Source organism: Mesonia oceanica (genome assembly GCF_902499555.1).
GTDB lineage: Bacteria > Bacteroidota > Bacteroidia > Flavobacteriales > Flavobacteriaceae > Mesonia > Mesonia oceanica.
The window spans coordinates 87,396-101,033 of record NZ_CABVMM010000013.1 but is presented as its reverse complement, the minus strand read 5'-3'; the positions used below and the strand labels follow the sequence as shown (position 1 = coordinate 101,033).

Sequence of the window (13,638 nt, the reverse complement as noted above, 5' to 3'; positions counted from 1 at the left end):
CTAAACTTAAAATAATGTTAAATAAATTGTGAAGAGATTTGTTCGTTTTGGACTAATAGAAGCAAGGATGGTTTAATTGAAATTGGTTTCTATTTCAATTCTTCTTGATAAACTATTCCCTTGTTGGTCGGTAACAGTAAGTAAATGTTTGCCAGGTTCAGGCTGGTAAGTGATCTCGTGAAAAGTTTGTGTAGCTTCAATAAACTTTTTATCGATATACCAATATACAGTCGTTTCAGGGTTACGATGCGCTAGTTTAAAAACCACGGGATTAGTTTGTTCTTTAAAATTCTTCGGAAGTAAAATGGCTTCATTTTTCTTTGGGTAAATAAACTGCATCAAGTGTTCTCCTTCTTTTAAACAACCTGATTTAAAAGGTGGAAGGCTTTGGTATTCTGGATGTTTGGGCGCATAATAATATTCCATCACCGGCGGAAGTGAAAACCAGTTTTTCGTTTTCATTGCTGCCAATTCATAACAAGAAGAATTCACCTGAAATTGTTCTGATTCATCTAAGAACACTTGCTGATGATAAGCGCAAACCATAGTTCTCGTTCCATTTTTAGGAATCCAATCTTTTTCTGTTTTATCACAATAAATTCCAGCTAAATGACCGCTTTTGGTACAGATTTCAGTTTCAATTAATTCATCATAAGGAATTTTAAAACCTTCAGCTTTTGGCAATTTATCAAAGCTTTCAAATAAAATTGGTGCAGCAGCTTGTAAACCGGTTAATCCGGGACGGCCTTCACCGTCTGCGTTACCTACCCAAACACCAACGGCAAAACGAGCATTTACACCCACTGCCCAAGCGTCTTTAAAACCAAAACTCGTACCGGTTTTCCAAGAAATCGCTTGTGCATTCGAGAAAAAAGTCCAGTTTTCTTCTCCAGTAGGTCGGTTCACCTCTTCCAAGGCTTTTAAAGTGTGATAAATGGCTCCTGCGTTAAACACTTCAGGCTGAAATTGATTTTTTCCAAAAGCTGCTTTTTCGCCAAGCTTGTATATAGGCTCCAAAAACTCATTCGGTTTATATTCACTTGAAGAAACATTAAAATGATTCAAGGTCGAAGCCATTCCTGCATAAGCCTTGGTGATATCCCAAAGCGAACTTTCAGCACCACCAAGAATTAATGAAAGTCCATAATAGTCTGCCGGTTTATTAATGTTTTTCTGCTGAAGTTTTTGCAGTTGATGATAAAATTTTTGCAATCCGTAATCCTGAAGCATGCGAACCGCCGGGACGTTGAGTGATTTTGCTAAAGCGACACTGGCGGGAACGGCTCCGTTAAACACTTTATCAAAGTTTTGTGGACTGTAACCATTCACCGAAGTAGGAATATCAGCAATTAGGGTGTGTGGAAGAAGACTTCCTTCATCAAGCATTGCGGCATATAAAAAGGGTTTTAAAATACTTCCTGTACTTCGTGGCCGCTGAATAATATCTACAAAATGGTCGTGTTCTGAAGTTGTAGGCGAATTCCCAACATAGGCTAAAACTTCTCGAGTATGAACGTCAAGGATTAAAATAGCCAAGTTATGAATTTCATTTTGGCGTAAGGACTCATAATTTTTCCTTGCAATTTCATTGATTTGCTGCTGAAGCGAATAGTTGATTGTTGAGGTTAACTGTGTTCCTTGATGATCATTTCGTAATTTTTCAGTAAGATGCGGAGTGATTTCCGGAAGTGCAAAAGGTTTTCCCGGAAGTTGTTCTGCTAAAGCTAACTCGTAAGTAGTTTGATCGATGACTTCATTTTTAAAAAGTTTTAAAAGCAATCGGTCACGTTTTTGTTTCAAGATTTTCTCATTCTTTCCCGGAAAGATCAGAGCCGGTGCGTTTGGTAAAACCGCCAAAGCCGCTGCTTGTCCCCAACTTAAATCCTGTGAAGAAATCCCGAAATAGCGCCAAGAAGCGGTTTCTAATCCCACTACATTTCCGCCGAAAGGAGCGTAAGTTGCATAAAGATTAAGGATTTCTTTTTTGCTGAACCTCAGTTCTAATCGGGTAGCTTGAAAAATCTCAATCACTTTTTCCCAATACGTGCGTTCTTGATTTTTACGGGATAAACGGATCACTTGTTGCGTAAGTGTACTTCCGCCACGACGACCTTCCGTAGTAAGGTTCTCCCAAAGCGCTTTGGTAATTGCGAACGGATTAAAACCGGGATGCCAATAAAAATATTCATCTTCAAAATTCAAGATACATTGCTCAAACCGATGCGGTACGCTGTCTTGTTTGGGAAATCGCCATTGGCCGTCATCGGCAATGCGAGCGCCCAACATTAAACCTTCCCGACTTTTTAAAACGGTAGAAGTCGGTTCGTTAAAGAGCTGTTTTGGCAAACAAAAAAGCCACACCAACCCTAAAACTAGCAGCAAACCAATTTTAATAGGATGTTTTTTGAGGAAGTGAAGCATTCTAGGTTAATCGTATTTACAGATTCCCCTAAATTAACTATAAAAAGCCATGATCCTGATTTTTTATAGGTTTTGTTGGTCGTAAATTTGAATTGGTGGAATGAATCATTGTAAGTCGTTATCATCTTGAACCTGTCCGTCTGGTAGGCGGGCTTGATTCAGGATCTCCTCTCAATTTTTTGTTTTCAATACAGTATAAATTCCAGACCTGCCTAACAGGAAGGTCTGGAATGAAGAAAACCCCTTATTACAAATTCTGGATAATCAAAATTTAATGATGAAGATCATTCACTCACAATACGATCATCTGCATTATCAATTAAACTTAAATTGGTACATTAAATTAATCATTGACCTTCTTAAGTCGGTGGTAGGATTTTCATCCTTTAAAAACACCGCCCAATTTTGGAAACCCAACGTGATTTTAGAGTTTTGGCCATTTAAAAAATAGTGAATACCTGCTTCATAGAGCGCAAAAGGATCATCAATGATTTCTAAATCTGAATATTGTATTTGAAAATACCCCTGAAGTCCACTAAGTCTATCTTTTACCTTTTCAAACTTTCTAAAGTAACCTACTTGAAACAAATAGATGTTCCCTGTTCCATTAGCAGCATAAGCAGTTCCTGCACCATTTAAAGCTATTCCCGAACTGCTGTCCACTACATTGTCAACGGCTATGTTTCTTAGGTAATTAGGACCTATATCGTGCTTAATAAATGCTCCATAAAGTGTCCATGAATGATTGTTTTTGAGTTTTTGTTCATAATAAAGATCAATAGCAAAAGAACGACCATCGTGTACCAAGGTATCACCTACTGCATTGATACTTCGGGAAGAATTGGTTTGATACATAAACCCGGCTCCAAGATTAAGAATATCTTTAGCCCCTAGATAAGTACCCGCTGTAAATGCTCCTGCTTTTTCATTTTCCAAGAATTCATATTTTACATAAGCAGAAGTATTCAAACTTTGGGGGTCATAAAATAATTGTGACCGTTCACTAAGAGCACTCTGTTTATCTCTATTGGCAGGCTTGGCTATAGCTGCGCGGTAGTCAAACTTACCTAATTGCCCATGAAAAGCAATAGAAAGCTTTCGATAGCGATCGTCGTGAAAATTTAAATAAGGACCAGAAGCAAAGTTAACATCCAATCCTAAAGAATTTGATGAAGATGGAGCGGCATAGCGCGATAATCCCGTATAAGGGTTTTTACCGGCCGTGATACTAATTTTTTCGTTAAGGCTATAAGTAATATAAAGTTCGAGTAGGCGTGGCTCATTCGTAGTTTCAAAAGTATTGAGGTTATTATTTCCTAATAAAAACTTATAGCTTAGCTTATCCATAAGATTCCCTTTAATCCCTAAGCGATAACGGCGAACTGAAATATCCCAAAAATCATTTATCGATTTACCATTAACCGTAGTCCCGGGATTGACTTCAGCATAACGCATCCAAATTTGACCTGACCCATATATATTAAAAGTGGGTTGAAAGCTGTTTTCCTTTTCTTGTGCATTTGCAAACCCTATGATTAAAAAACAAACCGAACATAGCCATACGGGTTTAATAAACAAGAAATTAAAGTTTTTTTTGTAATGAGAATGAAACATAATTTTTGGTTTAAGTTGAATTAATTTTAGCTTCAAGTTAAAGCGACAGATTCCCTTTTAATAATTTATAGCTACCTTCAAATAAGTTTTTATAAACTGTTAAATGTATGATTCTGTGAAGGTTTGGTTGGTTAAGCCATCACAGAAAGCTAATTGCTTTTATTGAATAGATTCTGTGATGTTAAATTTTTCTGGAAAATGAAAAGGGTCTATGTCCCATAGATAGGGCAAAATAAAATAGCTAATTAAGCTAACGACGATAATCGATAAGATATTCATAAATAGCCCTGTTCTTACCATATCTGGAATTTTAAGATAACCAGAACCAAAAACTACGGCATTTGGCGGAGTCGCAACCGGTAGCATAAAAGCACAAGAAGCTACAAGTGTAGCAGGAACCATAAGCATATAAGGATGTATTCCAAAAGAGAGTGCCATAGGAGCTAATACGGGAAGCAGCATGGCGGTAGTGGCCAAGTTAGAAGTTACCTCAGTTAAAAAATTAATAATGGTAACCATTACTAAAATCAATATAAACAGTGGCAAACCATTCAGGTAAACCATTTGTGCAGCAATCCATTCGGCAAGTCCTGTTTTAGAAAATCCTGCGGCTAAGGCAATACCTCCGCCAAATAGTAAAATAATACCCCAAGGCAATTTGATTGCTTCGTCCCACTCAATAAGAGGTCTTTTTTCTTTCTTAGCAGGAATAGTAAACAATAATATCCCCGCGGTAAGAGCAATAATAGTATCATCTATAGCAGGAACTAATTGTTGAAGTAAAGGTCGGCAAATCCAACATATCGCGGTTAAAGAAAATATAATGGCTAATGCTTTTTCTTCGTAACCGATTTTACCCAATTTCTGAATCATTTTTTTAATTTCAGATTTTCCCCCTGGAAAACTTATCTCCTCAAATGAAAAAGCTTTCCTTGTTAAATAATACCAGCATATGATTAGCATGATAATACTAATAGGTAGCGCAACTATCATCCACTGGAAAAAACTAATTTTAATTCCATATAAGTTTTCTACAATTCCAGCAAGAATTAGGTTAGGAGGTGTACCAATGAGTGTTGCTATACCTCCTATAGAAGCACTATAAGCAATAGCCAACATTAAGGCTTTACCTAAATTATTATTTCCTCCAGAGTGTTTTTTATTAAATTGGGAAATAATAGCTACTCCTATAGGCAGCATCATTACCGAAGTAGCGGTGTTGGATATCCACATAGATAAAAATGCGGTGGCCAACATAAAACCTAAAATAATACTATTTACTTTAGATCCAACTAAATTAATAATATTTAGGGCAATGCGTTTATGAAGCCCCCAGCGCTCAATGCCAATAGCTAGAATAAACCCACCAATGTATAAGAAAATATACTTATGCCCATATTCTTGAGTAACATCACCCAAGGGCATAACTCCTAATACAGGAAACAACACAATAGGTAACAATGCGGTTATGGCTATAGGTACTGCCTCAAAAACCCACCAAATAGCCATCCATAATGTGACCGATAGCACTTCGAATGCCTCTGGCGTCATTCCGGCTGGAAGATCTATAAATTGTAAAATAACAAATGATAATGGTCCCAGTATTAAACTTATAAACTTGTAATTAATGGAGGGCTTATCATTTTTTTCTGTTTGGGAATGATTTGTTTTTTTACTAGCGTCTATCTTATCATGATTTGAAGAAGAATCTTCCGTCTCAAACGTTTTCGTTAAAGTATGTTCTTTTAGCATAATTATAGATTTTATTAGAAAAGTAGTAATGTGAAGCTTCTATGAAATTGAGAAATCTTCCATAAAATTTTTAGCAATAAAACAATAATTAATCAAAAAAATGTTATTTCATTAAATTTTAAGGCATTTTATTGAATTTTATTGAATTCTTTGTAAAATACATTGATGAAAATTAATTAATCACCTATTTTTATTGCCTCATAATTATATAATCATGAAAGAACTTTATACAGACTTTATTGAAAAACTTCAAAAACTTTATGGAGATTTTAATAAGGATACCAAAAGATTCTACAAGGCTAGCAATTCTAAGATTTCTAGAGATTTAGGCTATAGTGATGCGCAATTTTCCAGACTTATCAATCAAACAGCAACAGAGGGGGAATATCAACGTGCACTTTTAAATATTAATCGAATTTTAAAGATTGAAGAACTCGAGAAGCTTCAGGCTAAAATTCCTCAAGAACAAAAAGCTGTAAAACCTACTTTTTCAAAGCTAAATTGGCTTTGGCCACTAAGTTTATTCCTCTTAATTCTTATTATTGGTTATATTTTATGGAAACCAAGTTCATCTATAATTGAAAAAGAGGTAATTAAAGAAGTGCCCGCAGATTATACCCTAGAATGGGCATTTAATACAAAATTTGTAAATCCCTATACTAAGCTAGATGAATTACCTAATGATTGTAATTACCCTTGTTATAAATTTCAAGGGATATGGCATTTAAAGAATCCCTATAAAATTCCTCTATATATGGAAAGTAGAGGATTTCATTATCAAGCTGTAGAGGTTCGAATGTATGCTAGATGTATGAAAGAAAAATCGAGTAGTGGGGATTTATTGGAAGGTTTAGAATACCAAAAACACGAAATTTGGTATGATAAAAATGAGCAGCCTATTGATTCATTTATCAATACCTTTTCAGGATTGAAATCTAGCTATAAAGATCTAGATTTATCTAAAAATCCAAATTTTGTAAAAATAGCCGAAATACATACCTTTTTTAGAAATGAATTTACCATAAGCGATTCACTATATCGTACCGGAAAAGTGATTGGTAGAAATATGGAAATGGTTCCTGATGAAATTATAAGGCAAAAATTATCTGATGATCAAATTGAAATTATAAGGCAAAAACTATCTGCTATATCCAATAAAGGATTAGAAGATTTTTCGAGACCTGTTAGTTGCTTGCCGTCACCATTACCTGCAAAGAATTTTAATCTAATAAAAGAAAAGGACTCTCTGGTTTTTAAATGCCAATTAATGACCAATAAAATTCCAATCGATTATACCAAAATTTATATTCTGGAAAATCAATATATAAAAACCAATTGCAGGACCTTTTTAGAGGAGTAACTCTTAAGGCGATCAATCATCATTAAATTTAAGGTATTACTTTAACCCATTTTCCTTTTGTCCTTGCCAAATAGGTATTGTCATACATGGCTTCAGCCTGTGTGCCCGGTAAATAATAAGTTCCTAAATAGGAAGCATTTAGTTTTACCGAAAAGACTTTTATTTTTTTACTGCCTAATTCAAAATAAAAATTCACACGATCATCCCGAATATCTTTATAATCTGCATCCCCATCTGCACCTCCGGCTAACTCTGTAAAACTCGTGTTCACCACTTCCCAACCGCTAGGGAAAATTTGCGAAAGCGCAATGTTATCAACACGATCCATCGAAGTATTGGTAACACTTACTTTGGCGATGACTTCCGTTCCTTGTCGCAGTTCAGAAATATCTAAGTTGTTACCGGCGCCATCTAAGAATTCTGTTTTTATAGAAAGTTTACTTTGTTCGGTTAATTCTTCTCCTAACGGAAGTTTTCCGCTTTGCGAAACGGTCACATATAGAATATTGTTTTTTAGATTTTCAACCATCAGATTATTGGCACCCATTTTCACCGCCAAATTGCGTTCTGCTAAGGCTTTACTCGTTTTAATACTTTCGCTATTTCCATTTAAACGATACTTAACTTCTACCGCTTTTCCGCCGTTTTTGTTGGCCATTTTCGCTAAAGCTAGTAGCGCATAAGCAGTTTCTTGTGTGCTATACCATCTTGAAGAAGAAAGATTTTTAGCTAAAGAAATAGCTAATTCCCGTTGTTGTGGATCTCCTAAAATCACCATAGTTTCTAGAGCCATAGCTTTATTTCTAAACGGAGATCCGTAGGTGTAATAATTATAATCTTTCGTTTTAAAATTAATATTGGCGGTAGAAGCTATGTCTTTTGCAACACTTTCTTTTCCTGCTAAGGCATAAGCCGCGGCTAATCGCCATTTAGCATCATTGCTCATTTCTCCCGATTCGCGTAAACGGTTCATCGCTGCCAATTCCGGTTGTCCTGCCAAAGCTAAGGTATACAGTCGGTAAGCTTGGATAAGACTCGAATTGTATCGAGTTCTAGCATTTCGCCATTGTCGGGCTTGGTTTTGTTGGTAACGTATCCAGTTGCTCAAGAAGGTAATAGGTAAGGCGTAGCCTTTTTTCTTAGCTTCCAGCATAAAATGTCCGGCATAATTAGTTCCCCATTCATCGGCTTCAGTATTTCCCGGCCAATAGCTTAAGCCACCACTAGCGGTTTGAAAATTATTTAACCTATCAATAGCATGTTTTATATTTTCTTCAATTTCTTGTTTTTTGTTAAATGAAAGATCAAAAATATCTTCCATAAATAACTGTGGAAATGCTCCTGAAGTTGTTTGCTCGACGCAGCCGTGAGGATAATGTATTAAATATTCCATCCGTTTGCTGAAATCCATCGGCGGAAGCGTAGAAAACTCTACAGAAGCCGAATTACTTCCTTCAACACCAAAAGTAGTCAAGTCAATTTCTTGGGTTTGCTGATTTTCTAAGGTATAGGTCGTCGATTTTTGCGTAATTGGATTCGGATTTTCTACATCAATTTCCACGAATGTTTTTGCTTTCTCGCCGTTACCCGAAGCATAAATCTGAAAAGTTTGTGGCTGATTGGTCGCGTTGACTTCAAATTCAAAATTTACAATTTGTTCGCCCACCTCGTTAAACAAAATATTTTTGGAAGTTTCCCCAATAGCCTTAAAAGCTTCATCGGCTTTTACCTCCACTTTTACATTTTTCACTTGTTTTTCCATGGCAAAAACCGTCACCGGTAAAGTCACTTTTTCTCCTGGAGAAAGTTTTCTAGGCAAGGAAGCTAATACCATTAAGGGTTTTCTTACAGGAGTTACTTTTTCAGCATTTCCGTAAGCAGAAGTTGAATTATCTCCGGCAACCACCATCGTTTTTACCGAACCAACATAATTTGGCATAAATAGATGATGTGTTTTCGATTCGCCGGCTTTTAAGTGAAATGGACCTAAAAACGTCACCACCGGTTTAAAGCGATCGGCTTTTCTGTTTTTGGCACCAGCTGCAGCATCGCCACCTCCAATTTCATAAATATTATCTACGCTTCCTGAATATGCACCAATCACATCGTCAAAAATATCGAAGGTTTTTACACCTAAAGCTTCGCGAGCATAAAACGCACCGTGAATATCAGGAGTAGTATAGCGCGTTAAATCAAGTAAACCTTCATCGACTACGGCAAGCGTGTAGGTCATTTCCCGACCTTGAGCTTCATTCACTTTTACCGTATAATTTTCTTCCGGTTTTAAAACTTCTGGCATGCTAATTTCCGGATGTAATTTCGTTTTTGGGTTTTCTACCATGAGCGGAATTACTCCATATAATCGAATTGGCAGATCATTTTTGGTTTGAGCGTGCGGTTGCAATAAAGAAATATTCACATAGACATTTGGTGCCATTTCTTTGGTAAGCGGAATCGAAACTTGGGTTTCACCCTTTTGTGTTTCTACCCATTGTTTAGAAAGTACTTCGGTACCATTTTCAATACTAATAAATGCTCTTCCTTTACTGCCGGAAGGGAAGGTGATCACGGCATCTTCACCAACTTTATAGTTTTCTTTATCGGCAGAAAACACTAACATTTTAGAACTTTCTGCATTGGCTCCAGATGGGCGCTTCCACCAATTACGATAGAAATAAACTGTTTTTCCGGTGGCATGCCCCGACGCTTTATCGATAACCCGAATTAAATACCGACCGCCTTGTTGTTCAGGAATATTCAACGTAAATTGGCCTTTTCCATTGGCTCCTGTAGAAACGGTGAAATCTTTAATAGGTCGGTAAGTATTGGTGTTTTCGTAGCGAGAAAGATTATCGCGACCACGACTCCACCACCAACGCCATTCAATCTCAAAGACTTTAACTTCAAGTTCGCGATTACCGGCAATTTCTCCTTGCGCATCTACACTCACCACGTCAAAAACCGTATTTTCATCAGTATAATACGAACCGTAGCGATGAGGTTCTGGAGCGAGTAAGCCTACAAAATAATCGTAGGGAGCTAATTTTTTAGAGAATACATCGATAGAAAAATCGCCACCACCTTCAAAGACTTTGGTTAAAAAAGTTGCTTTGAGCATTCCCGGTGCTTTTTCGTTCAAATCTATTTTTTTACTGAAAGAGGCTTGTCCTTCCGAAGAAAGTTGTGTTTCTAATAGCGGTTGTTCAATTTTATCAAAGCTTCGAACTGGATCGATAAAGTCGTATTGTGAAAATTTATCGAAAGCACTTGAGGTTGAAGTTAACGTGACTTCCATTTCGGCTTTTAGATTTCTTGCCGGAGCACCGTGTAACCACGTAGCACTTAATTTCCCTGCAATAGGTTGATTGGCATCGAGAATTTCATCGTCAAAATCAAGCTTAATTTTTAACCGGTTAGGTTTTACGGTGGCAACTTTTAAGCTTTTAGAAAAGTTAGCACCACCAACGTGAACCGTAGCATTCCAATTTCCGGTAGGATCGGTGTCTTGCGTTGCAATAGGAAAATAATAAAATCCTTTTTTAGCTTGTTGTGGATTCACATTTTCACTTAAAATTTCCTGCTTTACCAATTTGCCACGAGCATCGGTAACTTCTAATTTTATGGGATGATTTTTAGGTAGTGGGTTGGCTTGGTCGTTAAGGACAAAGCTTAAGTGAATGGTGTCTCCAGGACGATGAACGCCACGTTCGGTGTACAAAAATCCTTTTAAGCCTTTTTCAAGAATTTTTCCGGAAACATCAAATTTACTTAGCGAAAGTGCATTTCCGTCATCTAATTTGGCATACGCATAATTCTTTCCTTTGTGCGCAATCGCAAAAGCAGCTTTTTTATCACTATCGATAATCCCAAAACCATCTTTATCTGTAGTTGTTGAAGCGATAAGTTGCTGCTGATAATTATAAATATCAACTGTTACGCCGGGTTCTGCCGTAGCATTTAATAAATTGGTAGTTGCAAAATGGTAGGATCGGTTGCTGCTTTCTTTGACAATAAAACCAAGGTCAGAACCTAATACATTGGTGATGGCAAAACGATTTTCACGATAGTATGAACTGCTGCAAGGATTGTCGCGTTCTTGCCAGTTGTAAGGGGTGTCTCGCCAATCATAAATTTCGTTATCCCAATACTTTTCTTCGCGTTCTTCTTCATCAGTAATATTAGCATTGTAATAGTATTCCTTTTCTTCCGTATCGGTTTCGGTTTGTTCAGTTTGGTTTCCACAGTCAAAAGTGCTGTAGGCCTTTTTAAAGCTAATTTCTACCTGATACATCGCCCCGGGATCGGCTTTGATAAATTCTGAAATATTGAGTGCGTGCGCCTTCCAAGAATTCAACTCAAAATCACTGTTGGTTTTTAGTGAAATGGTTTTTTTCGCGATTCTTCTTCCCACACGACGAATATTATAGGAATCATTCTCTTGCAAGTCGGCATTTTGTAAAAATTGAAGCATATTATCTTCATAAATCTTAATCACGCGAACATCGACGGCCGAAAGGTTGACGCTTTCAAAATAAATAGGTGTTTGTTGAGAATTTGGTAAGATAACACCTTTAGAAACTAGGCGAACCGCCGGTTTGATTTGCTGAAAGGAAACCGTTTCTGAAAAATTCTTTTTTAAGTTAAATCCGTAGCTATTTTTAATTCCTTTAAAAATATCGACTTTTACCGCGCCGGTAATTCGGTTAGAAGGGTAAACGTGCAAAACATTACCATTCACCTCAAAGCGTAGTTTGTTTTGGTTTTCAATACTCACTAAACCTTCAAAGTTTTGATTTTCCTTTAATGGGTCTGAAAAGTTAATCGACACAGAACTTTGCTCACCACGTGACGATCTTAAATCGATAACCGTAAAGTTATTTTGTCCTGGAATGGGGAACGTATTTTTTCCTTCGTTATCAGCTTTTATTGGTTTTCCATCCCAAGAAATTTCTACTTGAGAATCATCAATATGGCGTTGAATGCTATCGATGGTAAAGGAGAAATAATTGGCATCGGCTGCTTCATCCGGCCAAGTGATTTTTAAATTTTTACCGTCTTGTTGGGCTTCGATAATTTTTTTAGCATTTTTTAATTGAATCACATCGGATGCTTCTAAAGTTCCGGTGACGTATTGCCATTCTTTATCGTAAGACTGTAAATTATCGAGGTTAATTTTGAAGTTAGGCTGAATGGTTTTAAAACTAAAAGAAAACGTTTTAAAACCATCTTTTACATCATCATATAATTCATTTAATGCTAATTTTACAGTGTATTCGGTGTCTGGTTTTAAATAATCTTTTGGTTTAAAAAGAAGGGTGGAGCTGTTCTCTATAAGTAACTTTCCTTGGGTAGGAGGGGTTACTTTTACATATTCTGAAGGAATTTCCTGCGTCATTTCAAATTGCTCCAAAGGTTGCGCTAAATCAATACGAATAGGATTGGCAATAGAAGTTCTTCCTTGCGTATGGAAAGAAATATACTCCCGAAACTTAAATAAGTTGTCGGTATTTTCTGAAGTAGAATTTTTGTCTTTACAAGCGGAAATAAGGCATAAGCATAGCAAAGCAAATGCTCGATAAACGTTTTTCATGAAGCAACGAGGTTTGTTGATCTTTAAAGTTAGTAAATATAAAGAACAATTCCACTAGAAAAACTAGCTGGAAACCGTGAAATTTTGAGTTTGTTTATAAAACTTCTTTTCTTAATAAAGTAATGAAACCCTCTGCCAGGTGGGGCGCTTTCATGCCATTTCCAATGCTTTTTTCTTGATCTTTGAAAATTACTTAAGTTTTTCTAACACTTCATTTTTATACGATCGGCTAATGGGAAGCGCTTGGTTGTGAATTTCGATAAATTCGTGGGTGTAGGCTTGAATGTGTTGTAGGTTAATGATAAATGAACGGTGAATTCTTAGAAAAGAATTTTTGGGTAGTTTCTCTTCATATTCTGAAAGGGAATCGCGTGTGATCCAAACTTTTGCAGAAGTATGGAATTTTAAATAATCGCCGGTACTTTCCACATAAAGAAGTTCTGCTAAATCAACTTTTACCATCTTCCTGTCGGCACGAATATAAATGGCTTCGGGAGCTAAATTACTTTCTTTGGGAAATGAAGTTTTTTCAGTTGGATGAAGATCAGTGTATTTTTGAATGGCTTTTAAAAAGCGTTCAAATGAAATGGGTTTAAGCAAATAATCCAATGCTTGTACTTCAAAGCCATCGAGTGCATATTCCCGGTATGCTGTCGTAAAAATCACTTGTGTTGGTTTTTCTAAGGCTTTAGCAAGCGAAATACCTGTAAGCTCCGGCATATTGATATCTAAAAACAACAAATCGATAGATTGTTGTTGAAGCCGTTTAAAAGCTTCCATCCCGTTTTTACAAGTCCCTACCAGTTCTAGGGTATCTATTTTTGCGATATAGCTGCAAATAATTTCTCTCGCCATCGGTTCATCGTCAACCACCAAACAAGTAATTTTCTTTTCCATCGTT

General features: G+C 36.6%; 6 protein-coding genes. 1 reads left to right on the top strand and 5 read right to left on the bottom strand.

The annotated features are described in order from the left end of the window. Positions 1-72 precede the first annotated feature (72 nt). From pbpC to FVB9532_RS15625, 3 genes are all read right to left on the bottom strand, one after another. Positions 73-2,421, bottom strand: coding sequence for a penicillin-binding protein 1C (gene pbpC / locus FVB9532_RS15635; RefSeq protein ID WP_150546121.1), 2,349 nt, complete (start codon positions 2,419-2,421; stop codon positions 73-75). Positions 2,422-2,736: 315 nt separating this feature from the next. Continuing rightward, the gene (locus tag FVB9532_RS15630) at positions 2,737-4,035 is read right to left on the bottom strand and encodes a porin (RefSeq protein WP_150546120.1); all 1,299 of its coding nucleotides are present in this window, start codon (positions 4,033-4,035) and stop codon (positions 2,737-2,739) included. Positions 4,036-4,194: 159 nt separating this feature from the next. Next, complete coding sequence (locus tag FVB9532_RS15625) at positions 4,195-5,787, bottom strand: SLC13 family permease (RefSeq protein ID WP_150546119.1); 1,593 nt, start codon at positions 5,785-5,787, stop codon at positions 4,195-4,197. Between the two features lie 214 nt (positions 5,788-6,001). On the opposite strand from FVB9532_RS15625, the gene FVB9532_RS15620 reads away from it, so the two are divergent. Beyond that, on the top strand, positions 6,002-7,147 hold the full coding sequence (locus FVB9532_RS15620; RefSeq protein ID WP_150546118.1) for a hypothetical protein: 1,146 nt from the start codon (positions 6,002-6,004) through the stop codon (positions 7,145-7,147). A gap of 28 nt (positions 7,148-7,175) precedes the next feature. Here FVB9532_RS15620 and FVB9532_RS15615 read toward each other — a convergent pair whose 3' ends face one another. Both FVB9532_RS15615 and FVB9532_RS15610 read right to left on the bottom strand, forming a co-directional pair. Continuing rightward, on the bottom strand, positions 7,176-12,737 hold the full coding sequence (locus FVB9532_RS15615; RefSeq protein WP_150546117.1) for an alpha-2-macroglobulin family protein: 5,562 nt from the start codon (positions 12,735-12,737) through the stop codon (positions 7,176-7,178). Positions 12,738-12,926: 189 nt separating this feature from the next. Then, positions 12,927-13,634 carry a LytR/AlgR family response regulator transcription factor gene (locus tag FVB9532_RS15610; protein ID WP_150546116.1) on the bottom strand — a complete coding sequence of 236 codons (708 nt, stop codon included), beginning with the start codon at positions 13,632-13,634 and terminating at the stop codon, positions 12,927-12,929. Positions 13,635-13,638 lie beyond the last annotated feature (4 nt).